Origin of the sequence: Pseudaeromonas aegiceratis (assembly GCF_046254905.1) — a bacterium.
Taxonomy (GTDB): Bacteria; Pseudomonadota; Gammaproteobacteria; order Enterobacterales; family Aeromonadaceae; genus Pseudaeromonas; species Pseudaeromonas aegiceratis.
The window spans coordinates 937,735-961,339 of the sequence record NZ_CP158016.1 but is presented as its reverse complement, the minus strand read 5'-3'; the positions used below and the strand labels follow the sequence as shown (position 1 = coordinate 961,339).

Genomic DNA, 23,605 nt, shown 5'->3' with positions numbered 1-23,605 from the left:
GGCTGGTGCCTGGGCTCCCCACCCCTGCCTGGACAAGCTGAGCTAGCCCGTTGGCCCCCAGCCCGGGCCAGGTAAGGCAATCGCTCCTCCCCCTTACCAAGGGGGAGGTCGGGTGGGGGATGGCTTGCCTCAGGCTCGATCCATGAATATCACTTGTAGTGGTCTAACCATCCAGAGCCGCTCTGCCCGTTCCGCCCTTTGTCAGCAATGGTGCCTTTACCTTCTCCGCTTGCACGGGGGCGTGCCAGGTCGCTTTGGCTACCCCCGGGCCAGGTAGGGCAATCGCCCCTCCCCCTTACCAAGGGGGAGGTTGGGAGGGGGATGGCTAACTTTGGGCTCTATCCATGATGTAGTGGTCTAATCATCCACAGCCGCTCTGCCCGTTGCGCCCTGATCGCGCAGCGAGCCTTTCTTTACTCCGCTGGCGCGGGGGCGCCAAGGGGCGGTCATGCCACCGCCCCTTAACCCCGGTCACTCCCCGCTGTCCGGGCCTGCGGCTTCCCTCGTCGTCCACGCCAGGCTTGGGGAACGTCATCGACGTCCGCTGCGCCATCCCTGGCTCCGCATTCCGCTCGGGCTATCCCTGCCCTCGCGCCAAACCGGGCCGGGATACTCAATCCCGTCCCATCTCGGTTTGGCCCCAACATGGTGATGGCTGACTCGGCCTCCTGCCTCGTCGCCTATCCCCCGCTGCCACCTCGGCCAGACAGAGGGGAGACGGCTCCCGTTAGCCAGATCCAGCGAAGCCACAGACCCGTAGGTTGGTGCTGAGCACAAGCGAAGCCCAACGTTTAACTCACCCGCCAAACTGCCGTAGGGCGCAATAGCAAAGCGTATTGCGCCGGATGACGACGCCCAAAGCAACGACTACCACCGATTGTGGCGACCCTCGACCGGGCCGAGCGAAAGCGTGGGGGAATGAATGAGCCGCAGGGATGCGGCGAGAGGTATCGCCGGGCCAGGAAGGCCCGTCGATACCGGTCATGGACAACACGCTTAGGAGCGAGGGGCTTTCCCGGTCGTGGGTCGCGAGGCCAGGGATTGCAAAGGGGGAGGCCAGTCCCCCTTTGCCCGCCCCGCCAAGCGGTGGGTTGGCAAAACGCCCAAGCCGCCAAGGCGGAACGGTCTTCACCCGTAGGTTGGTGCTGAGCATCCGCGAAGCCCAACATTGCCCCCAGCCAGCCACGTTGACAGATTGCCAAATGTGACCTACCCGAGTGTCAAAACAGGTAAAGGCCGGTTAGGATAGGGACTCACAAGGATGTGGTGCAAGCAGCAGCGTGGGGGCTGGAACCCAGGGGCGGTAGCGTCTGCGCCGGGTCAGAGACCCAGCCCAAACCCGTCGGGAAACCGCTGTATCAATGATCAAGAAGAACAGGATCCGGTCCCACTGCAGGATAGGCGGCCGATTTGCCGCCTATCCACTGATACAAAAATATGGGCGAAATTTTCACTGTCCACACAATGGCTTGCATAACAGATGAAATTTGCTAAATGGAACTAGGCGGCCTAGCAGCCCGAAGATAGGTGGCAAATCGCCGCAGAATAAATTGTTCGGCACCAAGATCAGATCAAAGGACGAAATATGGCAAAGAATGATGCATTGCTACTTGATGGAATAATTGATGATCGAATAGAAAACAACACTCCATCAAATAGGCGGGACGAAGCATTTGAATATCTTGCCTTCGAGCAAATTCTTAAGAGCTATGATCTATCCGGTGAAGAAATAGCTTACGGATCTATAGATGGTCGAAATGACGGTGGGATCGATGGCTTCTTTATTTTTGTAAATGGCCACCTCCTCACGGATGTAGAGTCATTTTCATGGCCTAAGTCAGGGGCATTGCTAGAGATATGGGTTATAACTTGTAAGCATCACGATACTTTTAAACAAGCCCCATTAGATAATATGGTCGCAAGCTTGTCTGAGTTGTTCGACTTGAGCATAGCTGCAGATCATTTTAAGGGGGATTATTCCGATGAAGTGATAAAGCTCAGGGAAAACTTAAAATACGCGTATAGAAAGCTCTCCCCCAGATTAAGTGGTTTCAACATCCAATACGTTTATGCTTCTAGAGGTGATACAGCGCAGATAGGGGGGGCAATCGCGTCTAGGTCAGATCAACTGATTAACATAACAAAAGACGCTTTTGGAGCCTGCAAGGTTGAGTTCAACTTTATCGGTTCCACTGAATTAGTAAATCTCCACCGAAAGACACCAAATTTTAGCCTCGAACTTCCATTCACTGAAGTTTTGTCTAGTGGTGAGCGTTACGTGTTACTAGCAAATCTAGCTGATTATTATGGTTTTGTATCAGACGAGGGAAGCTTAAGAAGATATCTTTTTGACTCAAACGTTCGTGACTTCATGGGTCTAAACAGAGTTAATGAAGATATAAAGAATACACTTGAGGATGATGAGTCTCCTGATTTTTGGTGCTTAAATAATGGAGTAACGATACTTGCAACTTCGGCAAGTCTCGTGGGTGACTGTATTAAATTAGAAGACATTCAGATTGTTAATGGATTGCAAACAACGGAATCAATATTTAGATATTTTGAAGCCGGAGGGAAAGACAAGAAAAATAGATCCGTTCTAATTAAGGTGATTGTTTCTCAAAACGATGATGTACGAGACTCAATAATCCGCGCCACAAACAACCAAACGGATGTTGAGATGGCTTCATTGCATGCAACAGATAAAATACAAAGAGATATAGAAGACATTTTCGAAAGATCAGATTATTTTTACGAAAGAAGAAAGAATTTCCATAATAATATTGGAAACCCTTCGGCAAAAGTTGTAACTCCTTTATATATTGCTTCAGGCTATGTAAGTCTTGTCTTGAAGTCACCACAAAAAGCATCAAATTTGAGATCTCGCTTCATGCGCTCTGATGAGGCTTACAATACTGTCTTTTCAGAAAAGATACCATTGTCAGTGTATCCAGTGATAGCCGCAGTACTTAAAAAAACAGATCTTGTGCTAGAGGACTCCCGTCCTAATCGAGGCTCAGGGGGAGAGAGGTTTCTTAAGCGCTGGAGACAAGTAGTGAGCTTTATTACAGTATCAAAGCTTTTAGGCAGCTATGATTTCTCTGTGGTGGAGTTATCAAAATTAGATATCGAAACATATACATATGAAGAGGTGAAGGCAACATGGGACTTTATATATCTAAGGCGCTCGGAAGATATAATATACAAAAACCTCAAGAATAAAAGTTACTATGTTGAGCTGTGCCAAGAAGCAGCTGTAGAATTCTCAATTTCCGATGTTGCTCGTGTGGAAAAGGCTAATAATTTTAATGCTTCAGGCCCCGCTACAGTACACCGTTATAGAGCAGAAAAATTGATTGTTGATTTAGAGTTTGCCCGGAAAGTTGATAGCCTTCTTCCACCTCAGCCCTGGAAGCCGGGAGTTCATAGAAAAATTACTAAGGCGCTAGGCTGTTCTAATAAAGAGTACTTTCAATCAGTGCAGATGCTTATTGATGAGGGCATTAGAAATAAACAGGTTGATGGTGTCGTATATGATGGTGAAGGTAATGTCATCATTTTTGACCCAGAAAGAGTTGATCCAAACACTCTTGAACTGCTGGACAGCTAAATGCCTAACAAACGCATGTTGTCGGACTGGTTTTCCGCTGTGCTCCAAACCAGCCGCAAATGCGGGCGTTATAGCTAACATTAAAATATGCGGGAAGAAATTAAAAAACTTGTATCAAAAGGTGTTCTTCCAGCAGAGGGAGTTGCCAACATTGAAGATCTCGAATCTATTGAATTAGCTATCAGCTTGATTGATGCTCCTCTCTCTGATGATGAAGCCAAGGCACTCGTTTCAATTTTAGGTGTGGATGAATGTTTTGGCATTGCTTGGTCGATTTTGCACTTAGTTGAAACCGCACCGCATTGGCCAATTGAAGAATGCCTCACTGAGACGAATAACACATGGATATCAACCCTTATTAAAAGGGCTAAGAATGAAGGCGCATTATAAGAATTCTTAGCCCGTAGGTGCGATTAGCGCAGCGTAATCGCTCGTATGAAAAAGATAAACACCATCAAACTCACATCGAGATGTTCATAAATATAAGTTTCGTCTCACCAATCCATCCGACAGCCATTTACCACATTAATATAACATGACTCACATGAGCTTATGAATATCATTGAAAAATTCAAACATCTATTTAAAGATATAGAAGACAGCTTGCTCACAGTTAGTGATATAAAGAATAGAATTTGGGAGTATGACCGTGAAAATGGGATGACAAAAACAAATGAGACATCAATATTACCATCAGACTATTGTTACAACAGGACAAATAATGGTGCGAGACATGTGCACTTGTTCTCTTGGGAAAATGGGCGATATTGGTGTCTTGGTGAAAACTATAAATATAATGGATACATTTATCGCCAACCTAAAGGAAGCACTGAACTATTGATTTCAGGTGTTTGGGTGAATGGGGTGAAGACTTTATACGATAAACCCTGCTCAGTGAGTAGCACCATAGAGTTACCAATAGACTCTGCAAATGAAACGACATTTCTTGAAGGTAAATCCAAGCTGGTTCTTCACAAAACAAAAGAACGCGAAGAAACTCTTGTTAGATATAAAAAACAAAAGGTGTTTGATTCGCAGGGTAAGTTGTCATGTGAGGTTTGTGGATTCGATTTTTATGCAACTTATGGTGAAAGGGGACTTGGATATATAGAGTGCCATCATAATATTCCTATATCATCGCTATCGGATGAAACTCAGATGACACCTGAAGACTTAAGCCTTTTATGTGCAAACTGTCATCGTATAATTCATAGAAAAGCGCCGTGGATATCAGTTAATGATTTAAAGGATATCATAAAAAAATCTTGAAGTCGCTCGGCGGTATATTATTAATCGCACTTTATAGATCATGTAGCCCGTAGGTGCGATTAGCGCAGCGTAATCAAACTCTATTAAATCCCCATCACCAGGATAGATTAAATGGATATTAGCCTGATCCTTCAACCGCTCTACAGCCAGCTCTATATCCTGCTGCCGGCGTTATTGCTGGTGCTGGTGATTAAATCTCCCTGGTTTAAGGGCAAGCTGGGGGAGTTTGTTGTCAATACGGCGGTGCGGTGGCGGCTGGATAAGGATGTTTATCACCTGGTGAAGGATGTCACCCTGCCCACCGAGGATGGCAGTACCCAGATCGACCATCTGATCGTCTCGGTCTACGGGGTGTTTGTGGTGGAGACCAAGAATATGCGCGGCTGGATCTTCGGTGGCGAGGGGCAGCGCACCTGGACGCAGAAGATTTACAAGCAGACCCACAAGTTCCAGAACCCGCTGTTTCAAAACTACAAGCACACCAAGACGCTCCAGACGCTGCTGGGGCTGGAGGATGGCCAGCTGTTCTCGGTCATCGCCTTTGTGGGGGACGCCAGTTTCAAGACGCCGATGCCGGAGAACGTCACCACGGGTGCCGGTTATCTGCGCTACATCCTGCGCCATCAAGCGACTGTGCTGAGCGAAGCCCGCGTGGCGGAGATCCTGACCCAGATAGAAGCCCAGCGGCTGGCGCCGGGCTTTAAGACCAACCGGGCCCATGTGGCGCACCTCAGGCAGAAACACGGCAAGCCCATCGCGGCGAGCCAGACCAAACCCAGGGCCCAGGCCCGTCCGGCCGGTAGCGACATGGTGCCCGAGCCGCCCCCGGTGGCTAAGGCTTCCTTTCCTCCCACCGCCTTGCCCCACACGGCCTTGCCCCATGCCGCCGAGGCGGCAGCCCCCGCCTGCCCCAAATGCGGCGATCCCATGGTGTTGCGACAGGTGAAAAAGGGCGAGCGGGCCGGTGAGCGGTTCTGGGGCTGTAGTCATTACCCCCACTGCCGCAGCATGCTGCCGCTGGCCACAACAGACGCGACAACTCCATAACGCAACCAAGCCACGCAAGGCGCAGCAAACACATGGATTAAGGATCAGGGATGAAAGGCAAAGTCAGCCAATGGAATGATGAAAAGGGCTTCGGATTTATCCAGCCGGATGACAACTTTGAACGGGTGTTTTTTCATATCTCAGTGGTCTATCCCACTGGCATGCGCCCCAAGGTTGGCGTGGAGATCCAATTTGAGGTGGAGATAGACAAACAACAAAGAGTCAGAGCCACCCAAGTGATCGTTGAGGGCGCCCCCCTGTCGATGGCGCGCACCCCCAAACGTCAGCCACCAGCGCACAGGCCGGCCAGACGTCAGGGTCGGATCGAATTGGCGCCGGTAAAAAGAACGCCTCTGGATTATTTATGCCTGAGCGCCGGACTGCTGCTGGGGCTAGTCGCCGTCTTCCTCTATGTAAACACCCACAATTTGGCACAGACCCTGATGGCAGCCGTTCCAGCTGCGCTCTTGCTGATGCTGGGTAATCGCGCCAAGACGCCAGATAGTGAGTTCTTTACCTGTTGCCGCTGTCATACTGACACCCGCTTTAACCGGCGAACTATCGCTGCCTGGAACCGGGGCTCACTCAAGCTTTACTGTGGCAGCTGCCATGCCAGATGGCTGGATGAGCGCAATTCAGCGGAGGGTCGGGGCTATGCCACAGGCAATGGCGGCTGTCTTGGCCTGTGTGTCATGGCGGTGGTACTCCCCACCAGCTTATGGGCGCTCTATGTCTATCTGGTGTAGTCAATCGCTGCCGCCTTCAAGGCAACAGCCCCTCCCCTAACTGCCGCGCCATGTCGGCCTGGCGGGCGATTAGCTTGTCCGCCAGCCGCTCGCGGCCGCCACACGCCAGCACACAGGCGCGGATCTCCTCCGCCGGGATCCGCAGCACCCGCTCTATGGCCTGCCGCAAGGCAGCCGCGTCCATATCGCCGAACAGGCGCACCGCCTGGGGGTTGTCCGGGTCGGTGCGCAGCCGGTCGATCTCGTTCACCTCGTTACCGAAGGCGCTGCCCTTGGGATCCCCGTAGGCGCGAAACGCCAGGGCGCCCCCCACGTCCAGGGTCAGCACCCGTCCCTGCCACACCCCCTGGTTATCCCCCAGCAGACCGGCGGCATCCCAGTTGGCGGTCCAGGCATGCACGCCAAACCAGGCTTGTGCCTGGCGACGCTCGGTGTCGCTGAACTGGCTCAGTCGGCGCTTGTCCAGGGCCAGCCAGGCGGTGGCGATCTGCAGGGGATCCCGGGTGGCCACATAGGGCAGGGTCGGGGCACCGGCCAGGGCGTAGAGGCGGGCGGCCAGCCGCTCGTTGCGGGCGTGATCCAGGCTCTCCAGGGTCTTGATGTAGTAGCACCGCCCGTCGGCGTCCTGATACAGTCCCGCCGGGTTGCTGCCCAGCTGGCCGCCCACCCGGATCAGGCTATCGCTATCCAGGGGCGGCACCTCGTCCGTCAGGGGCTGGGTGCGGCGCACCAGGGCCAGCTGTGCCGGGGTCTCGATGGCACCGGGGCGGGCCCGGCGCACGGCGCGGATGGCCGTCACCGGCGGCAGGCCCAGCTCCACCAGCAAGCGGGCGGCGATCATGCCCGCCCGACCCAGGCCCCCCTTGCAGTGCACCAGCACATCCTCGCCGTGCCGCAGGGCCTGGCGCAGGGTCCGCCCCACGTCGCACCACTGGCGCTCGAACTCATCGCTCGGCACCGAGTAGTCGGCGATGGGCAAGTGATACCAGCTGAGCCCGGCCTGGCGGGCAGCCTGGCCCAGTTGCGGCACCTTGAGTTCATTAAGCTCCGCCGGCTCCACCAGGGTCACCAGGTGCCGGGCACCCCAGGCGGTGATGGCCGCCAGATCCGTGGTCAGATCCCGCGCCCAGGCGCCGGAGAGAGCGAAGGGATCCTGCTTGCCCGGGCAGAAGGTGATGCCGATGCGGCCCTGGGCCGGGCTGGCCTGTACCTGGGCGATCTGGAGGGGGTGGCTCTGGCTGGTCCTGGCCATGGGGGCTCCGGCGATGACAAGAAGTCCGAGGGTACCACAGCCGCCCGGCAGGACTACCGTGGGGCCCGCAAAACCGGCACACTGGGTTATGCCGCACCGCCGATTGAGATCCGACAAGGAGCCGCCCATGACCCGCTACTTTGACGCCCAAGCCAGCCGCTGGGACGCCGACCCGGCCAAACTGACCCGCGCCAGGATCACGGCCGAGGGGATACGGGCCTTGCGCCCCGCCCCCGGCGGTCGCCTGCTGGAGTTTGGCTGCGGCACGGGTCTGCTGGGGCTGCAGCTGGCGGAGAGCTTCGATGCGGTGGCGCTGGTGGACGCCTCCGCCGCCATGCTGGCCCAGGCCCGGCAGAAGATCGACGCCCTGGCTCTGAACCATGTGCAGACCCGCCAGGCGGAACGGCTGCCGGCACAGCCGCCGCAAGATGCCGTGGCCTGCCTGATGGTGCTGCATCACGTGAGGGATCTGGCCGGCTTCTTCGCCGATGCCCACGCCCTGCTGGCCCCCGGCGGTCAGCTGTTCGTGGCGGATCTCTACCCGGAGGACGGCGCCTTTCACCGCCAGCACGCCGACTTTGCCGGCCACAACGGCCTGGATCCGGAGGCCCTGGCCCAGCTGGCTCGGGCGGCCGACTTTGCCCAGGTGCGCCATGCCCCCTACTTCACCATCGAGAAAACCGTCGACGGTGCGCCGCGCCAATACCCGCTGTTTTTGCTGATGGCGCAGAAGGCCTGAGGGGCAAAATCTGCGCCAAATGAGTCATATCACAGTGCCGCAGCCCAGGGCGGGGCACACTGGTGGTCTGACTCTCCCATTCCCAAGGCACAGCCCAATGGACACCCTCAGCCTGCTCTACTTCTCCCCCACCCAGACCACCCAACGGATCCTCACCGCCATCGGCGAGGGACTGGCCGCCGCCCACACCCTGGCGCAGGATCTCACCTTCGCCCCCTTCACGGGCCCCCTGCCCCCCAGCCAGCTGCTGCTGGTGGGAGTACCCGTGTACGGCGGCCGCATCCCCGAAATCGTCTACCCGCGGCTGGCCCAGCTGGATGGCCAGGGGGTGCCGACGGTGGCGGTGGTGCTCTACGGCAACCGGGCCTATGAGGATGCCCTGCTGGAGCTGGCGGATCTGTTGCGCCAGCGTGGCTGCCAGCTGGTGGCGGCCGGCGCCTTTATCGGCGAGCACTCCTACTCCACGGCGGAACACCCCACCGCCGCCAACCGGCCTGACGAGTCGGATCTGGCCCAGGCCCGCGCCTTCGGCCGGCAGCTGGCCCAGCACCGGCAAGACGGTCAGTTTGGCACGCCGGTCCTGCCGGGGCAGTTCCCCTACAAGGAACGCAAGCCGTCCTCCGGCCTGGTGCCCCAGACCGAGATGGCTCTCTGCCTGCGCTGCCTGGCCTGCGTCGAGGCCTGCCCCACCGGGGCCATCTCGGCGGACGAGCCGGGGCAGACGGACTCGACCCTGTGCATCGGTTGCGCCGCCTGCATCAAGGCCTGCGATGTGGCGGCCCGCGCCTATCAGGATCCCTACATGCTGGCCCTGTCGGCCCGCCTGAGCCAGCAATGCCAGGTCCGTCTGGAGCCTGAGCTGTTTTTCTGAGCCGGGGGCTGGATCTGCCGCCCCGACTGGCCAATGATGGGGGACAAACAAGTCCTTCATCCCATTCGGCGGCCCGGCCGCTAAGCGAGGCGCTATGACGCAATGGCGTGTTCTGCTCTCCTGCCTGGCCCTGACCGGGCTGCTGCTCTGCCGTGGCGCCGCCGGCGCCGAGCAGGCCGACGCGCCGTCGGCGCAGACCCTGGCGCCCCCCGCCACCCTGACCCTGGCCAACCGCCCCGTGGTGACCCTGAGAGCCAACCTGCTGGGGGAATCCCCCCAGATCCGGGTACAGCGGGCCGAATTTATCCTCAAGGGGCTGCTGGGCGCCGATGGCCCCCTGGAGGTCAGCCTGCAGCCGATCCAGAACAGCGTCCTGCTGCTGGTGGGTGGCCAGCGGGCCTTCATCCTCTCGCCGGGGGATCTGGGCCCCGCCGAGCAGACGGTGCAGCAGGCCGCCGAGGGAGCGGCGGCAGCCCTGCGCCAGGTGATCATCGAGGCCCACGAGAGCCGCAGCCTGGAGTTTTTGCTGCAGGCCGCCGGCTGGAGCCTGCTGGCGACGCTGCTGCTCTATGTCGCCCTGCGCCTGCTGCTGTTTATCCGCCAGAGGCTGATGGCCGCCCTGCTGCCCCTGATGCGCCAGCAGACCAGCCGCTTCAAGATCGGCAACACCAGCGTGCTGGATACCGGCCTGCTCTACCCCGTGCTGCGCCGCAGCGTGGGCCTGCTGTGCGGCGGCCTCATCTTATTGTGCCTGTTCGAGTGGCTGAGCTTCGTGCTGCAGCGCTTCCCCTTCACCCGCCCCTGGGGCGAGGGGCTGGATGCCTACCTGCTGGATCTGGCCGCCGGCATACTGACCGCCATGGTGTCGGCCCTGCCGGGCATACTGGTGGCCCTGGTGATCTTCCTGCTGGCCAAGGGGTCCATCGCCCTGCTGGCGGCCCTGCTGCAGCGGCTGGCCGCCCCCGGCACCATCAGCTGGCTGACCCGGGAGACACTGCTGCCCACCAGCCGGCTCATCTCCCTGGCCATCTGGCTGTTTGCCCTGGCCATGGCCTATCCCTACCTGCCCGGCGCCCAGACCGAAGCCTTCAAGGGGCTGTCGGTGATCGTCGGTCTGATGATCTCCCTGGGGGCATCCAACGTGGTGGGTCAGGCGGCGGCGGGGCTCATCCTCACCTACTCCCATACCCTGCGGGTGGGGGAGTTCGTGCGCATCGGCGAGCATGAGGGCACCGTCATCGCGTTAGGCATGTTCACCACCCGGATCCAGACCGGCGCCGGCGAGACCCTGACCCTGCCCAACACCCTGATCACGGGCTCGGTGACCAAGAACTACTCCCGCACCGTCGAGGGGCCCGGCTACCTGCTGGATACCAGCGTCACCATTGGCTACGACACCCCCTGGCGCCAGGTGGAGGCCATGCTGCTGGAGGCCGCCCGCCTCACCCCGGGCATCCAGGCCGACCCCGCGCCCCGGGTGCTGCAGACCGCCCTGTCGGACTTCTACCCCGAGTACCGGCTGGTGGCCCATGCCATTCCCGACACCCCCACCCCCAGGGCGGATCTGCTGAGCCGGCTGCATGCCAACATCCAGGATGTGTTCAACCGCTACGGCGTGGCCATCATGTCGCCCCATTACATGGCCGATACCGCCCAGAGCAAGCATGTGCCGCCGGAGCACTGGTACCCGGCGCCGGCCCAGGTGCCGGCCGAGCCGGCCGCGCCTGAGACCGCAGCAGTGGAGCCGGCGGCCACCGCCGGGCAAAAGCCGGCTTAGCCCCAAAATAAACAAGGCGCCAAAAGGCGCCTTGTTGGTCTGTGACCGCTTAATTAGAACGACTTGCTGAAGTTCACCAGGGGCATCACCGGCAGTATGCCGTTGGGGGCATAGTTGCCCAGGCCGATCTGGATCCCCTCCAGGTGCTGGGTGGCATTGAAGAAGCCCAGCTGGAAGGTGGCGCTGTCGGCGTAGTTGACGAAGCCTATGCTGGCCAAGGCCTTGCCCCGAGAGACGTTCACCGGCGCAAAGTTCAGGCCCCGCACCCCACCCGTGTAGTTCACCAGGCCGGCAACGTTGAGACCGTAGACATCGCCGGTGACGTTGGCGATGCCCCCCAGGTTCACCCCGCTGACCGAGCGGGTGTAGTTGACGAAGCCCAGGTTGCCCCCCACGTCCTGGCCTTCGTGCCAGTTGAACAGGGTGACCGCGATCCCCTTGAAGTGATTGCGCACCCGGCCGGCCCCCAGGCCCAGGCCCAGTTGCAGGCCGGTGAAGTCGTTGGTATCCGAGAGGGCGAACAAGGGCAGATCCAGACCCTTGACCTGTTGCGTCTTACCGTAGAGCAGATCCAACCGTACCCCTGTGACCTGCTCGGACGCCGGCAGATTGACGCCGGGCAAGGAGAGCTGAACCGGGGTGGCAGCCTGTGCCGCACCGCAACCGGCCCAGGCCAGCGCGGCAAAACAGAGAGCGTTACGCATGATGTGATCCTCATCAGAGTTTGAGCCCAGTGATGGTATCAATCAGAACCATGCGTAGCCACTGTTACACTGAGCGGTACGTGAAATTTGTCATATTTTCTTCACATCGACGCCAGAGCGGCAGCAATCTCATAACAAGTGACGTAGATCATACTCAAACGAATCATTTTGCGAGCTGGTCAACAGTTGTTCACTTTCCCAGGAGCAAGGCCCTGGTCCCTTGGGCACAATGGCCTGCCACCGCCACCCGGGAGGAAACATGCCCAGCCTACTGTTGCGTTCACGCCTGGCGCGGGATCCTGAGGAGTTCGCCTGTCGGCGGGGTCCGCTGCGCCAGCTGCTGCCGGCCCTGATCCTGCTGGTGACCCTGTGCTGCCTGCCGCGCCATGCCGGCTTTATCGCCCTGCCGGTGGCCCTGTTCTGCCTCGTCTACTACGGCCTCAGCCTGCCCCTGCTCTACTGGCGACGCCTGCCCCTGCGCGGCCCCCTGCGCCATGGCCTGCTCTGGCTGCTGGCCTTCACCCTCCTGTTCGGCCGGCATTTCTGGCTGGCCCATCAGGCCGGACAGACCGCCAACCTGGTGTCGGAGCGGATCGAGCGCTTCTACCATAGCCTGGGCCGCTATCCCGCCGGCCTGCACCAGCTGGGGCTGAGCCAGCAACAGCAGCAGGCGGTACGGGCCTTCGGCCTGCACTATCTCAACCGGGCCGGCCAGCCCAGCCTAGACTACCCGGCCACCTGGATCGTGCTGAACAGCATCGACTATGACTTCGAGACACATAGCTGGCGCCTCACCCGTCACTAGGCCGTCATGGCCAGCAGGCAGACTGACACCATGGCGCAGCAGGAGCGCAAGATGAGCAGGAAGATAGTGCTGATCCTGGGCCACCCGGCCCAAGAGAGTCTGTGCGGCCAGTTGGCCGACCGTTACCAGCGCAGCGCCGAGGCGCTGGGTCACGCCGTGCGGCGGCTGGAACTGGGGCAGCTGCAATTTGATCCCGTGCTGCATGAGGGTTACCGCCAGGTGCAGCCCCTGGAGCCGGATCTGCAGCGGGCCCAGGCCGATCTGCGGTAGGCCGACCACCTGGTCTGGGTCTATCCCACCTGGTGGGGTGGCCCGCCGGCCCTGATCAAGGGCTTCATCGACCGCGTGCTGCTGCCGGGCTTCGCCTTCCAGTACCATGCCCAGGATCCCCAGTGGGATCGGCTGCTGGCCGGACGCAGCGCCCAGCTGATCGTCACCATGGAATCGCCCCCCTGGTACTACCGCTGGTTCACTCGCCAGCCCGGCCACCAGCTGATGAAGCGCGCCGTACTGGGCTTTTGCGGCGTCAAGCCGGTGAAGATCCTCAGCCTGGGACCGGTGCGCTCGGCCACCGAGACCCGCCGCCAAGCCTGGCTGGCGCGGGTGGCCAAACTGGCCCAGGCGCTCTAATCGGGCCGGTCGCTAATCGGCCAGGGGCCGCCGGGCCAGGAGCTGCACCACGTGGCCCAGCCCGGTGTGGCCCAGCCCCTCCAGCACGGTGCGCTCCTTCTCCTCCAGCAGCTCCATCGTCAGACCGGCCAGCTCCTGACTCAGCCCCGCGGCACTCATCAGCCAGGCCGGATCCGGCGGCCCGCCGCTGCCGTAGTCCAGCTGCCGGGGGGTGTAGGCCTCCAGCACCAGCAAGCCACCGGGCTTCAGGGCCTGGACGCAGGCGCCATGCACCCGCTGGCGCAAGGCCGGCGGCAGGTGGGCGAAGATGCTGATGATGCCATCCCAACAGGCCTCTCCCAGGGCAAACTCCGCCAGATCCGCCTGGATATAACTCAGGCTGACGCCGCGGCTGGCGGCCAGGGCCAGGGCCTTGTCCCGGGCCACCGCCGAGCCATCCACCCCACTCACCGCGAAGCCCTGCTGCGCCAGCCAGACGGCGTTGCGCCCCTCCCCTTCGGCCAGGCAGAGCAGGCGCCCGCCCGGGCTCAGGTGCGGCAGACTCTGCCGGACAAAGTCGTTGGGCTCCAGCCCATAGACGTACTCGGGCCTGGCGTAACGTTGATCCCACATGTGAACGTCTCCTCACAACAACGCGGATCCCAGGCTAGCCCCCAGGTCCCGCCGCCGCAATAAAAACCCACGAACAAAACTTGATCAAGATATTACTGAGATATATCTTGATGATCGTCAGACAGGCAGAGCCCTGTCTCCGAGACCCGACGCGGGCACGACGGCACCCCACGCCAAGTGGCCCAGAACAACAACGACAAGAGGTAATCCCATGAGAAATGGCATGCTGATGGCGCTGATGATGCGCCAGTTTGATGAACTTAATCCCCACCATCTCGGCCAGGGCCATCGCGGTCACGGCAGAGGCCGGCAGCGGGGGCCCGGTGGCCAGGGGCGCCCGGAGGCCGAGATGGCGGCGGATGACGCCGATAGAATGCGGGGGCACGGCCCGCGGGGCGGCCGGCAGGGTGGCCCCAGGCATCACGGCGGGCGCCACGGCGACATCAAGGGCCACGGCCGCCGCCATCGCTTGTTCGAGCATGGCGAGATGCGCCTGGTGGTGCTGCACCTGCTGGCCAGCGGCCCACAGCACGGCTACGAGCTGATCAAGGGGCTGCAGCACCTGGCCGGCGGCGACTACACCCCCAGCCCTGGGGTCATCTACCCCACCCTGAACCTGTTGGAGGAGATGGATCTCATCGCCCTGGCCAGTGAGGAAGGCGGCAAGAAGCGCTTTGCCATCACAGAAGAGGGTCAGACCCTGCTGGACAAGCAGGCCGAGGAGCTGGCCCGCATCCTGGCCCGCCTCTCCGCCACCGCCCGCATCGCCCAGGGGCGGCGTCATCCGGCGCTGGAGCGGGCCCTGGACAACTTCAAGACCGCCCTGCACCTGCGCCTGGCCCAGGACGATCTGTCCGACGAGACCCTGCTGGCCATGGCCGCCGTCCTGGATAAGGCGGCGCAGGATCTGGAACGCTGTTAATCAGGAGACAAGATGAACCAACATCACTATCGGGTCACACTGGAGGCCCTGGACGGGGAGAACGTCGGACAGACGCTGAGCTTCGAGGGCAAGAGTCACGACGAGATCATCAGTCTGCTGGATCGTGTCGGCTGCCGGGACGGCCTGACCCAGGACGAGACCGCCGCCATGCTGGTGGGCCTCAAGCTGCTGGGGGAAGTGGCCATGACCCATCGCAAGATGCCGCCCTTTGATGCCCTGCAACCGGCATTGCGGGACTTCATCATGGTGCTCAAGGGCAAGGCCCCGCGGCAATGAGCGGCTGTGGACCGGCGGCCAGGTCTTAGGCATGCCAGCGGCCTTATCCGTCGCGGCGCGGTGAGAAGTGAAAAAAGGGGCCCCTTAGGCTTAATGCTCATCAGTTAAGGCGCCGTTGGCGCCTTAACTGTATCAACGACACGGTTTTTTGAGGCAAAAGCCAACCCCACCCTAACCCTCCCCTTGAACAAGGGGAGGGAAAAATCGTTCCTCCCCCTTACTAAGGGGGAGGTTAGGAGGGGGATGGCTTGCCTCTGGCGGCCATTCATGAGTATCTCTGTTTCTTAACTGACCAGCATTACCCCTTAGGCTCCTTTTTGCTTTGCGCCGACTCAGCTGGCCCGCAGCTTGAACTGATCCAGCAGCCTGGTCAGCTGTTCGGATTGCTCCGCCAGCTCCTGGGCAGCCTGGGCACACTCTTCGGAGGTTTGGCTGTTTTGGTGAGTGACTTCGTCGATCTGGTGGACCCCCGTGCTGACCTGATCCGCGCCCGAAGACTGCTCCCCGGCCGCCAGGGCGATCTCGTTGACCAGGGTGGCCACCTCGCCGGTGTTCTGCACTATCACCCCCAGCGCCTCGGCCGTCTTCTTGGATAGCTGGATACCCGCCTGTGTGCGCTGGGCCGAGACATCGATCAGGGCGGCTGTCTTCTGGACCGCCTCCGCACTCAAGCCAGCCAGCTTGCGCACCTCGTCAGCCACCACGGCAAAACCCCGTCCCTGCTCACCGGCTCGCGCCGCCTCGATGGCCGCATTGAGGGCCAGCAGATTGGTCTGCTCCGCAATCGACTCTATGGTCCGGATGATGTTGTTGATGTCCTGACCGGACGCCTCGATCTGCGACATGGCGCCCTGCAGTTCCTCCATCAGGCTATTGCCGCTCTCGGCCGATCCCGCCGATTGACCGGACAAGGTGCTGGCCAGCTCCGCATGCTCCGCGCTTTGCCGTATCTGGGCCGCAATCTGGGTGATGGTGGCACTGATCTCGGTGACGGAGGAGGCCGACTCGGTGGCCCCGCTGGCCAGGTCGTGGCTCATGGCCGAGACCCGATCCGCATTCTGGCCTATGATGCCGGCCCGCAGCAGCACATCCCCCACCAGTCGGTTGAGGTTATCCACCATATGCTCCAGGGCATGGCCCAGCTGATCCTCTTCCGAGGCCAAGTGGATCTGCTGATCCAGATCCCCGGCGGCTATCTTCTCTGCCACCTGAATATGCCCCTGCAGGGTGTCGGCCATATTATCCAACGCGGTGGAAAGCTGGCCGATTTCGTCGGCACTGTGATAGCTAAGCCGACTGCCGAATTTACCCTGGGCAATGGTCTTGGCCACGGTGACCGCCTGCAGTATGGGCCGCGCCAGCCCCCGGGCCACCACAAACAGCACCCCAATGGCCAACAGGGTCACCAGCAAGCCGATCACGACCTGCCAGAACACGCCCCTGGCATTCTGCTCAGCAATATTCTCGGTCAGGGTCTGTACCGCGGCCAGCACCAGGTCTTTATCGAGACGGATCAGGATCCCCCAGTTGACCTGACTGCCCCCTAGGCTGATGGGGGCCAGCACGTTGAACTGCCCCTGCTGCTGATCCTGGAATACGGAGGATTCGCCGCGGTGGATCAGCTCACTGAGCTTGTCGGCATCCTGCTCAATGGCCCGGCCTATGCCCTCGGGATGACGACTGTCGGCGATCAACAAACCATCCTGGGTGACGATGGATACCTCCGCCTTGCCTTGGTAGATCTCGTCGGCAATCTGTTTGCTTAACCCTTGTACGAAGCTGAGATCATAATCGGTCCCCACCACCCCCATGAACTGGCCGTTGACGATAACGGGGGCCGACAAGGTTGCCAGCCAGACCTGCTTGCCCTGCACCACATAGGGCAGCGGCGCCGTCACCGCCTCATGGCCCGTGCGCTTGGGATCCTGGTACCAGGCCCCTTTGACGATGCCGTTGGGGTGCGTCTCCGTTGAGTCAAACTCCACCAGGGACTGGACCTGGATCCCCTTGGCGGCATCGCGGATCCAGTAGGGAACAAACTGGCCGGTCTGGCCATCATTGCCCTGTTGGCCGTCCCTATGCTCACTATCCTGACCATCGAACGCATTGGCCGCCCAGGCGCTGTAGGCCCCATTGAGATCCGGATTACCTTGCAACACCCCACGGAGCATCTGATTGAACACGGTGCGATTGAGGGTCTGGCCACCCTGACCTGCGTCATGAGTCTTGGCCGCCGCCGCAGTACGGGCCAGGGTGCTCGCCGCCTCCAAGCCCTTCTCCAGCCGCCGACTGATGATGGCCGCATACTCGGAACCGATGCTCTGAATTTTCTCCATGCTGACGCGTTCGACCAAGGTAGAGACCTGCTGACTGATCAGCCGATTGGTCGATGAAGAGGAAGACACCCCCACACCCACCAGGATGGCCGAGGTGACCAGCAAGCTGATCCCCGAGGCCAAGACGATTTTTGTTTTGATAGAACTAAGTTGCATCGCTATCTCCCTATCCGCTCCCTAACACTCACAGTTACTTATATGGCAATTTGCCAGCGAGCATTAAGCTAAGCCCTATCGTATTTTTACAGACTGTGCGCAAAGTCCTTTTCCTGCCCCGCTGAATCGTGGCAGACACTGAGGGTTGGGTGTCTCAGCGACCCGCTGTCGCCTGGTCATTGTGGGAGGATGACCGCATTGGCCTTACCCCAGCGCAGGACAGAGATAAACACGCTTGGGTCCTGCGCTACTACATCAGCTCGGCTGACCTAACCGAAGAGCGATTCGCCAACACGGTGCGCAGTCATTGGGGCATCGAAAACCAGCTGCATTGGGTACTGGATGTCACCATGAAAGAGGATGCCTGCCCGATCTACCGGGGAGATGCAGCCGAGATACTGGCCACAGCGCGGCATATGGCACTGAACATGCTCCGAGCGGAAGAAGAAAAGCGAGCCAGCATCCGCCGCAAACAGAAGATAGCCGCCATGAATAGCGACTATCTTGAGCAGGTGATTTTGGCGGGAATTAGGGCGGCGAACAAAAAATGAGCATTCATGTTCTTACCCTGACTTCAACCCCTTACTAAATTGAAAAAATTTAAGCTCGTCAACCAATTTCCAAACTTAGCTGATGGTTGTTCAATTGCAACATTAAACAAGTATGCTGAAATCAGCGACAACAAGAATGACACAATGTATATGATATACACATTCAAGACATTGCCATAAATATGCAGCAATGAAATCATTATAATAAAGTGCAACAAATATACGCTATATGAAATTTTCCCGAGAAATATAAAAATCTTATTCTCCATTATTGTTTTCAACCTAAGACTACCAAGACAAACAACAATTATCAAACAGGAGCCAATTGTTAAAACATATTCAGTTACTTTATGTGAAAAATTTCCTTTGATAAGCATTTCTGACACTTTTGCATATCCATATAAAAATACGCCGACAGATAACAACAACACTTTTATAAAAGATGACATCGCAACAATAGTTGATATTATTTTGTCTTTCCGAACATAGAGGGTTGAACCAATGAGAAATATGCTGCAATAATGTAAAGTATCAAAGAAACTGGTCTGATGGCCGTTACTTACTTCAAATCTGTACAAATCATTAAGAGATGCTATTCCAGACAAGAATACACATATTGTAAAAATACTGATGAGATTACATCGTTTTGACATGAAAAATATAAATGGGAAAATTATAGATATGCGCATCTCGTGAACTAGCGACCATATGACAGTATTAAACGTATCTGTATGAATATTTGCCACCAGCACAAAATGCTCAAAAATTACGCCATCGGATATGGTCGTTGGCCAAAACTTATAGAACCATTCAGAAAAATCATTATAGATAGGAAGATTAAATTGATTATACAGAAAAATGCTTATAGATATTGCAAAAAAGTATGGGATATATATTCTGCATATTCTTTTTGTTATGTATTTTGGATATGACATTTTGTTGTTATCTAGCTGATGAGACAACACGAAGGCACTTAATATAAAAAAGAGAATGACCGCAGCATGGCCATATATTAATATTCTGATTGGTGAAACTGAAAAAATAAAAGGCAATATAGGTGTAACCATCCACATATGATTGAACAATACACTTATCGATGCTAGGCCTCTTAAAGAATCAAGAGTTTCATATCTTTTGTTCAAAAGTTTCTCCATTCATTGAACAATTTATTAAGCAGCATTTAGTTGCCTATCCATACACGCTGGCCACCTAGCTCCACGACGCCAGAGATCGACTCATCGCGACCTATTGTTCTGACGCTGAAAATTTGTTCGGTCTATGATGTATATGAATATGAATAGGTGTCCTGTTAGCCGCCAATCCTGTGGTGGCGTCTTGAACACTGTGCTTAGCCAGCCATCGGGCTCGGCCCAGACAACCGCCCCAGGGTTCCAGCTCAGCCTGCGACCTGTGCCACGCCTTTATCAGATTTACACCATAACATTTCTTTACATATTATGACACGCAACAGGTCACATTTGGCAATCAGTCAAGTTGCCGGAGGCAGTCACACCGAGGGCTTGGCGATTGCTCAGTACAACCTAGGCGTCTGTAGTGGGTCGCGATCTGGCTGGCGGGAGCCGTCTGCAGGCCTTGCGCTCAGACCGAACGAGTCGCGCTGCAGGCAGCCGGGCCCGGCATCGCCATATCGGGGTAACCGGGATGGCGTTGCCCCCGGTTTGGCGCTAAGGCAGGCAAAGCCCAAATAGGATGCGGCGCCAGGGTGGCGCCGCGGACATCGAGATGGGGTCGTGAGTCAGGAATGACAATTGAGCAGGAATGACGGGTGGGAAGAGGGAGGCATCAGTCTCTTGGTGCCTTCGCGCCAGACCAGGGCGCAACGCCGGGCCGAGAGACGCAACGGCGAAGTCGGCACCGCCCCAGGGCTGGGCGGCCCCGGCAAGCAACGCCAAGCTGGCTAGCCCCGCTCCTCGCAGGAAGGGACCGCAACCCCGCTTAGGCGGCCACCGCGCGGCGGCCACGCCCAAAGGCGCTGGCGGGTATAAACATGACGCCATTGCCCAGCAGTATCAGGGCCAGCCCCAACACGGCGTTGGCGTGCCAGACGTAGCCCTCAAACAGGGTGGAGCAGCCCAGGGCTACCAGGGGGAACAGCAGTGTGCTGTAGGCGGCTTGGCTGGCGCCGATGCGGCCCACCAGGGCGAAGTAGGCGCCAAAGGCGATGACGGAGCCGAACACCGCCAGATAGCCCAGGGCCCCCAGGTAGGTAAGGCTCAGCTCGGGGGTAAAGTCCGCCCCCTGGGCCCAGGCCAGGGCGCCCATCACCCCGGTGCCGTAGAGCATGGCCCGGGCGTTGGTGGAGAGGATGTCGAGGCCCTGGCGCTGATGGCGGGCGCTCAGCATGTTGCCCAGGGAAAACCCGTAGGTGCCTAACAAGCTCAGACCGACGCCGGGCAACAGGGCCGGGTGCCACTGCCTAAGCTCAGGCCAGAACAGGCAGATCATGCCCAACAGCCCCAGCCCGGCGGCGGGCCAGAAGCGGCCCGGGATCCGCTGGCCGAAGAACAACCGGGCGTTGATGGCGTTAAACAGCACCGCCATGGAGAAGATCACCGACTCCAGGCCGCTGTTGATGCTGTGGGAGGCGGTGTAGAAGCAGTAGAAGTTGAAGCCGAACACGCAGCAGCCCTGCAGCAGGCAGAAACCGTGATCCCGCAGGCTCAGCGACCTTAACCGCCGGCTGGCCCACAGGATGAGCCACAACAGGGCCGAGGCCAGGGCGAAGCGCCAGAAGATGGACACGGCCACCGGCACGGCGCCCTGTTGCAACACGATGGCGATCCAGGTGGTGCCCCAGATCAGCACCACCAGCAGATAGAGAAACGGGTTCATGGTACGACTCCTCACCAGACAGGCGAGCAGTCTGCCCGATCTCGGCTCCACCGGCTTGCCCATCCTTGCGGCGACGGGCGGCACTTGCATGCCCTTGCGCTTTTTTTGCCGCCCGGGCGGGGCGCGCTGGCATCCGCCGGCGCCATTTCTTAGACTGGGTACCTTAGCAGGGAGCCAGGATATGCGCCGTTACCAAGCCTTCGAGAATCTGAGCCAGCACAAGGCCCAACTGCGGGAGCGCGTCCGCCTGGGGTCGGGTATCGAGCTGGCCGCCTGGACCAACAAGCACGACACCATCACCCAGTGCTGCGATCACCATACCCTGAGCCTTTACGTGGCCGACGGCTACGAGACCTACCACAAGACCCCCTATGGCTGGCGCAATGGCGGCGCGCCGGATCGCTTCTGCCTGATGCCCCAGCAGTGCGAGTCCACCTGGGATGTGCGCTCGGATCTCTCCTTCGTGCACCTCTACTGCACCGATGAGCACCTCAAGGCCATCGCCCTGCAGATCTGGGACAAGGCCCCCGCCGAGCTGAACCTGGACGAGCAGACCTTCGGCGAGGATCCGCGCATCACGGCCCTCTACCGCCACTGCCTGCTGGCCTGCGACTGGCAGCAGGACGCCAACCAGCTGCTGCTCTCCACCAGCGCCACCTTGCTGCTCACCCACCTGATCCAGCACTACAGCCAGGTGCGCTGGCAGCTGCCAACGGTGCGCGGCGGCTTGGCCCCGGTGGTGCAGCGGCGGGTGCAGGCCTATATCGAGGCCAACCTGGACGGCCCCCTCACCCTGGCGGAGCTGGCGGCCCAGGCACAGCTCAGCGAATACCACTTCGCCCGCATGTTCAAGCAGAGCACGGGGCTCGCGCCCCACCAGTTCGTCATGCTGCGCCGGCTGGAGAAGGCCCGGGAGCTGCTGCGCCACAGCCCGCTGCCCTTGACCGAGATCGCCCTGGCCTGCGGCTTCGCCAGCCCCAGCCACTTCTCCAACCGCTTTCGCGCCAGCACAGGCGTCAGCCCCAGCACCTGGCGCCGCCAGGCCTAGCATACTGGCTGAACCCACTTAGCCCATCAACGAAACGCAAACCGCTCATGGTGCAGCCGGCCGCTGGGCAGGGCGCTGGCCAGGCATTCGCCCATGCCCTGGGGACCGCAGAACCAGCACTGGGTTTCGGCGTCGGTAAACAGTGGCCGGGGATCCAGCAGCCCCTGTTGCTGGCGGGTGTGGATCTCCAGCGCCACCCCGCTCTTGCGCGCCAGCTGACGCAGCCGCTCGCCGTGCAGCACCTCCTCCGACCGCTCGACACAATAGATGAGCCGGGTGTGGCGCCGGGTCTGCCCCTGGCGCGCCAAGGCCTCCAGCCAGGCGAAGAAGGGGGTGATGCCGATGCCGCCGGCGATCCACAGCTGGGGCCTCGCCCCTTCGTCCGGCAGGATGAAGCGGCCGTAAGGCCCCTCGGCCCAGACGCGCTGCCCCACGCGGCAACCCTGCACCAGCTGCCGGGTGTGATCCCCCAGCCCCTTGATGGCGAAGTGGGTCAGGCCCGTGTCCGGGTCCTGGCACAGTATGGTGAAGGGATGGGCGCCCTCCCTGGGATCCAGGGTCAGCAGGGCGAACTGCCCCGGCCGGTAGTCCCGGGCAAAGCTGCGGGGCAGCCGGATGGCCAGCTCCACCAGGGCCGGTGCCGGATGGCTAAGCGCCGCCAGCTGGCCGGTGACGCGGCGGGCCCGACCGATGCGGCCCAGCAGGCTCCACAGGGAGGCGGCCAGCACCAGCAGGCAGGCCAGTCGGCTCAGCCAACCGAAAGGGGTCGCATGCAAACCGTCTGCAAGCAGGATCAGGCTGTGCAGCCCGGCCATCAGCCCCAGCACGGCCCCCAGCTTGTGGATCAGGCGAAAGCGGCCATAGGGCAAGGCCTTCACCAGGCTGATGATGACCAGCAGCAGCATGCCGTAGAAGGCCAGCTCCCCCAGCTCCATGCCGAGGCCCCGCCAACTGGCCCCCTGATGGGCATGGCGGGCCCCCGGGGTGAGCCAGCCCCACTGGATCAGCCAATGGGGGGATTTAACCAGCAGCCAGTGCAGCAGCACCAGACCCGCGGCACCGATGCCGCACCACTTGTGCAGCAGATAGAGGTGATCCAGGCCGCCCAGGCGCTGCTCCAGCCAGCGCGGTCGGGTGGCCATCAGCAACAGGGCCGCCATCAGCACAATAAGCAGGGTGCCGGAGAGCTGCACCAGCTGGCCGCGCCAGAAGAAGAAGCCCTGCTGCAGGGCGTCCGCCGGCAGGGTCAGCAGCCAGCTGCCCAGGCACAGGGCCAACAAACCAAAGAGGTATTTCATGAGGAGACTCCCAGCTAGCGCACCATAGAATCAGCTTACCTGAGAGCCTAGCCCCGGACTGTGGGTCGAGTGTGTCGGAACT

Annotated in this window: 20 protein-coding genes and 2 pseudogenes; 15 read left to right on the top strand and 7 right to left on the bottom strand. The window is 59.4% G+C overall.

The genetic code is table 11. The features are described 5' to 3' along the window. Window positions 1-1,585: 1,585 nt before the first annotated feature. The 5 genes from ABHF91_RS04705 (at window position 1,586) to ABHF91_RS04685 (ending at window position 6,672) form a co-directional block, all read left to right on the top strand. Window positions 1,586-3,610 (top strand): AIPR family protein, encoded by a 2,025-nt coding sequence (locus ABHF91_RS04705; protein ID WP_409422311.1) that lies wholly within the window; start codon window positions 1,586-1,588, stop codon window positions 3,608-3,610. Window positions 3,611-3,697: 87 nt separating this feature from the next. Beyond that, on the top strand, window positions 3,698-4,000 hold the full coding sequence (locus tag ABHF91_RS04700; RefSeq protein ID WP_409422310.1) for a hypothetical protein: 303 nt from the start codon (window positions 3,698-3,700) through the stop codon (window positions 3,998-4,000). Window positions 4,001-4,162: 162 nt separating this feature from the next. Beyond that, complete coding sequence (locus ABHF91_RS04695) at window positions 4,163-4,879, top strand: HNH endonuclease (RefSeq protein WP_409422309.1); 717 nt, start codon at window positions 4,163-4,165, stop codon at window positions 4,877-4,879. 111 nt (window positions 4,880-4,990) lie between these two features. After that, entirely contained in the window at window positions 4,991-5,926 is a 936-nt protein-coding gene (locus ABHF91_RS04690; protein ID WP_409422308.1) for an NERD domain-containing protein, read from the top strand. A gap of 50 nt (window positions 5,927-5,976) precedes the next feature. Beyond that, a complete protein-coding gene (locus tag ABHF91_RS04685) occupies window positions 5,977-6,672 on the top strand; it encodes a cold-shock protein (RefSeq protein WP_409422307.1) in 696 nt (231 codons plus the stop codon). Between the two features lie 16 nt (window positions 6,673-6,688). Here ABHF91_RS04685 and ABHF91_RS04680 read toward each other — a convergent pair whose 3' ends face one another. Beyond that, window positions 6,689-7,924, bottom strand: coding sequence for a hypothetical protein (locus tag ABHF91_RS04680; RefSeq protein WP_409422306.1), 1,236 nt, complete (start codon window positions 7,922-7,924; stop codon window positions 6,689-6,691). A 127-nt stretch (window positions 7,925-8,051) separates the two neighbouring features. On the opposite strand from ABHF91_RS04680, the gene ABHF91_RS04675 reads away from it, so the two are divergent. From ABHF91_RS04675 to ABHF91_RS04665, 3 genes are all read left to right on the top strand, one after another. Next, window positions 8,052-8,663 (top strand): class I SAM-dependent DNA methyltransferase, encoded by a 612-nt coding sequence (locus ABHF91_RS04675; protein WP_409422305.1) that lies wholly within the window; start codon window positions 8,052-8,054, stop codon window positions 8,661-8,663. Window positions 8,664-8,760: 97 nt separating this feature from the next. Next, window positions 8,761-9,534, top strand: coding sequence for a 4Fe-4S binding protein (locus ABHF91_RS04670; protein ID WP_409422304.1), 774 nt, complete (start codon window positions 8,761-8,763; stop codon window positions 9,532-9,534). 94 nt (window positions 9,535-9,628) lie between these two features. Further along, a complete protein-coding gene (locus tag ABHF91_RS04665) occupies window positions 9,629-11,311 on the top strand; it encodes a mechanosensitive ion channel family protein (RefSeq protein ID WP_409422303.1) in 1,683 nt (560 codons plus the stop codon). 146 nt (window positions 11,312-11,457) lie between these two features. On the opposite strand, the pseudogene ABHF91_RS04660 reads toward ABHF91_RS04665, so the two are convergent. Next, window positions 11,458-12,015, bottom strand: a pseudogene (locus tag ABHF91_RS04660) (hypothetical protein); the annotation flags it as partial. A 259-nt stretch (window positions 12,016-12,274) separates the two neighbouring features. Here ABHF91_RS04660 and ABHF91_RS04655 point away from each other — a divergent pair. Genes ABHF91_RS04655 through ABHF91_RS04645 form a run of 3 tightly spaced genes read left to right on the top strand, consistent with a single transcriptional unit; the run spans window position 12,275 to window position 13,450 of the window. Then, window positions 12,275-12,820 carry a hypothetical protein gene (locus tag ABHF91_RS04655; protein WP_409422302.1) on the top strand — a complete coding sequence of 182 codons (546 nt, stop codon included), beginning with the start codon at window positions 12,275-12,277 and terminating at the stop codon, window positions 12,818-12,820. A 51-nt stretch (window positions 12,821-12,871) separates the two neighbouring features. Beyond that, window positions 12,872-13,090: a hypothetical protein gene (locus ABHF91_RS04650; protein ID WP_409422301.1), complete on the top strand. Its 219-nt coding sequence runs from the start codon at window positions 12,872-12,874 to the stop codon at window positions 13,088-13,090. A gap of 9 nt (window positions 13,091-13,099) precedes the next feature. Beyond that, window positions 13,100-13,450 (top strand): NAD(P)H-dependent oxidoreductase, encoded by a 351-nt coding sequence (locus ABHF91_RS04645; protein WP_409423079.1) that lies wholly within the window; start codon window positions 13,100-13,102, stop codon window positions 13,448-13,450. A gap of 12 nt (window positions 13,451-13,462) precedes the next feature. Here ABHF91_RS04645 and ABHF91_RS04640 read toward each other — a convergent pair whose 3' ends face one another. After that, on the bottom strand, window positions 13,463-14,062 hold the full coding sequence (locus ABHF91_RS04640) for a class I SAM-dependent methyltransferase (RefSeq protein WP_409422300.1): 600 nt from the start codon (window positions 14,060-14,062) through the stop codon (window positions 13,463-13,465). Window positions 14,063-14,273: 211 nt separating this feature from the next. Here ABHF91_RS04640 and ABHF91_RS04635 point away from each other — a divergent pair, with 211 nt between their 5' ends. Both ABHF91_RS04635 and ABHF91_RS04630 read left to right on the top strand, forming a co-directional pair. Continuing rightward, on the top strand, window positions 14,274-14,984 hold the full coding sequence (locus tag ABHF91_RS04635; RefSeq protein WP_409422299.1) for a PadR family transcriptional regulator: 711 nt from the start codon (window positions 14,274-14,276) through the stop codon (window positions 14,982-14,984). Window positions 14,985-14,996: 12 nt separating this feature from the next. Beyond that, on the top strand, window positions 14,997-15,281 hold the full coding sequence (locus ABHF91_RS04630) for a DUF3861 domain-containing protein (RefSeq protein ID WP_409422298.1): 285 nt from the start codon (window positions 14,997-14,999) through the stop codon (window positions 15,279-15,281). Between the two features lie 332 nt (window positions 15,282-15,613). Here the strand turns inward: ABHF91_RS04630 and ABHF91_RS04625 are convergent, their stop codons facing one another. After that, window positions 15,614-17,773 carry a methyl-accepting chemotaxis protein gene (locus ABHF91_RS04625; protein ID WP_409422297.1) on the bottom strand — a complete coding sequence of 720 codons (2,160 nt, stop codon included), beginning with the start codon at window positions 17,771-17,773 and terminating at the stop codon, window positions 15,614-15,616. 215 nt (window positions 17,774-17,988) lie between these two features. On the opposite strand from ABHF91_RS04625, the pseudogene ABHF91_RS04620 reads away from it, so the two are divergent. Continuing rightward, window positions 17,989-18,324, top strand: a pseudogene (locus tag ABHF91_RS04620) (ISAs1 family transposase); the annotation flags it as partial. Between the two features lie 23 nt (window positions 18,325-18,347). Here ABHF91_RS04620 and ABHF91_RS04615 read toward each other — a convergent pair. Continuing rightward, window positions 18,348-19,478: an acyltransferase family protein gene (locus tag ABHF91_RS04615; protein ID WP_409422296.1), complete on the bottom strand. Its 1,131-nt coding sequence runs from the start codon at window positions 19,476-19,478 to the stop codon at window positions 18,348-18,350. A gap of 802 nt (window positions 19,479-20,280) precedes the next feature. Continuing rightward, a complete protein-coding gene (locus ABHF91_RS04610) occupies window positions 20,281-21,177 on the bottom strand; it encodes a DMT family transporter (RefSeq protein WP_409422295.1) in 897 nt (298 codons plus the stop codon). A 181-nt stretch (window positions 21,178-21,358) separates the two neighbouring features. On the opposite strand from ABHF91_RS04610, the gene ABHF91_RS04605 reads away from it, so the two are divergent. Next, window positions 21,359-22,225, top strand: coding sequence for a helix-turn-helix domain-containing protein (locus tag ABHF91_RS04605; RefSeq protein WP_409422294.1), 867 nt, complete (start codon window positions 21,359-21,361; stop codon window positions 22,223-22,225). A 26-nt stretch (window positions 22,226-22,251) separates the two neighbouring features. On the opposite strand, the gene ABHF91_RS04600 is transcribed toward ABHF91_RS04605, so the two are convergent. Then, window positions 22,252-23,523 (bottom strand): ferric reductase-like transmembrane domain-containing protein, encoded by a 1,272-nt coding sequence (locus tag ABHF91_RS04600; protein ID WP_409422293.1) that lies wholly within the window; start codon window positions 23,521-23,523, stop codon window positions 22,252-22,254. Window positions 23,524-23,605 lie beyond the last annotated feature (82 nt).

Bases quoted from the DNA above. Each gene is read 5' to 3' on its own strand.
- ABHF91_RS04705 (WP_409422311.1), top strand. From the start codon at position 1,586: ATGGCAAAGAATGATGCATTGCTACTTGATGGAATAATTGATGATCGA.
- ABHF91_RS04700 (WP_409422310.1), top strand. From the start codon at position 3,698: ATGCGGGAAGAAATTAAAAAACTTGTATCAAAAGGTGTTCTTCCAGCA.
- ABHF91_RS04695 (WP_409422309.1), top strand. From the start codon at position 4,163: ATGAATATCATTGAAAAATTCAAACATCTATTTAAAGATATAGAAGAC.
- ABHF91_RS04690 (WP_409422308.1), top strand. From the start codon at position 4,991: ATGGATATTAGCCTGATCCTTCAACCGCTCTACAGCCAGCTCTATATC.
- ABHF91_RS04685 (WP_409422307.1), top strand. From the start codon at position 5,977: ATGAAAGGCAAAGTCAGCCAATGGAATGATGAAAAGGGCTTCGGATTT.
- ABHF91_RS04680 (WP_409422306.1), bottom strand. From the start codon at position 7,924: ATGGCCAGGACCAGCCAGAGCCACCCCCTCCAGATCGCCCAGGTACAG.
- ABHF91_RS04675 (WP_409422305.1), top strand. From the start codon at position 8,052: ATGACCCGCTACTTTGACGCCCAAGCCAGCCGCTGGGACGCCGACCCG.
- ABHF91_RS04670 (WP_409422304.1), top strand. From the start codon at position 8,761: ATGGACACCCTCAGCCTGCTCTACTTCTCCCCCACCCAGACCACCCAA.
- ABHF91_RS04665 (WP_409422303.1), top strand. From the start codon at position 9,629: ATGACGCAATGGCGTGTTCTGCTCTCCTGCCTGGCCCTGACCGGGCTG.
- ABHF91_RS04655 (WP_409422302.1), top strand. From the start codon at position 12,275: ATGCCCAGCCTACTGTTGCGTTCACGCCTGGCGCGGGATCCTGAGGAG.
- ABHF91_RS04650 (WP_409422301.1), top strand. From the start codon at position 12,872: ATGAGCAGGAAGATAGTGCTGATCCTGGGCCACCCGGCCCAAGAGAGT.
- ABHF91_RS04640 (WP_409422300.1), bottom strand. From the start codon at position 14,062: ATGTGGGATCAACGTTACGCCAGGCCCGAGTACGTCTATGGGCTGGAG.
- ABHF91_RS04635 (WP_409422299.1), top strand. From the start codon at position 14,274: ATGAGAAATGGCATGCTGATGGCGCTGATGATGCGCCAGTTTGATGAA.
- ABHF91_RS04630 (WP_409422298.1), top strand. From the start codon at position 14,997: ATGAACCAACATCACTATCGGGTCACACTGGAGGCCCTGGACGGGGAG.
- ABHF91_RS04625 (WP_409422297.1), bottom strand. From the start codon at position 17,773: ATGCAACTTAGTTCTATCAAAACAAAAATCGTCTTGGCCTCGGGGATC.
- ABHF91_RS04615 (WP_409422296.1), bottom strand. From the start codon at position 19,478: ATGGAGAAACTTTTGAACAAAAGATATGAAACTCTTGATTCTTTAAGA.
- ABHF91_RS04610 (WP_409422295.1), bottom strand. From the start codon at position 21,177: ATGAACCCGTTTCTCTATCTGCTGGTGGTGCTGATCTGGGGCACCACC.
- ABHF91_RS04605 (WP_409422294.1), top strand. From the start codon at position 21,359: ATGCGCCGTTACCAAGCCTTCGAGAATCTGAGCCAGCACAAGGCCCAA.
- ABHF91_RS04600 (WP_409422293.1), bottom strand. From the start codon at position 23,523: ATGAAATACCTCTTTGGTTTGTTGGCCCTGTGCCTGGGCAGCTGGCTG.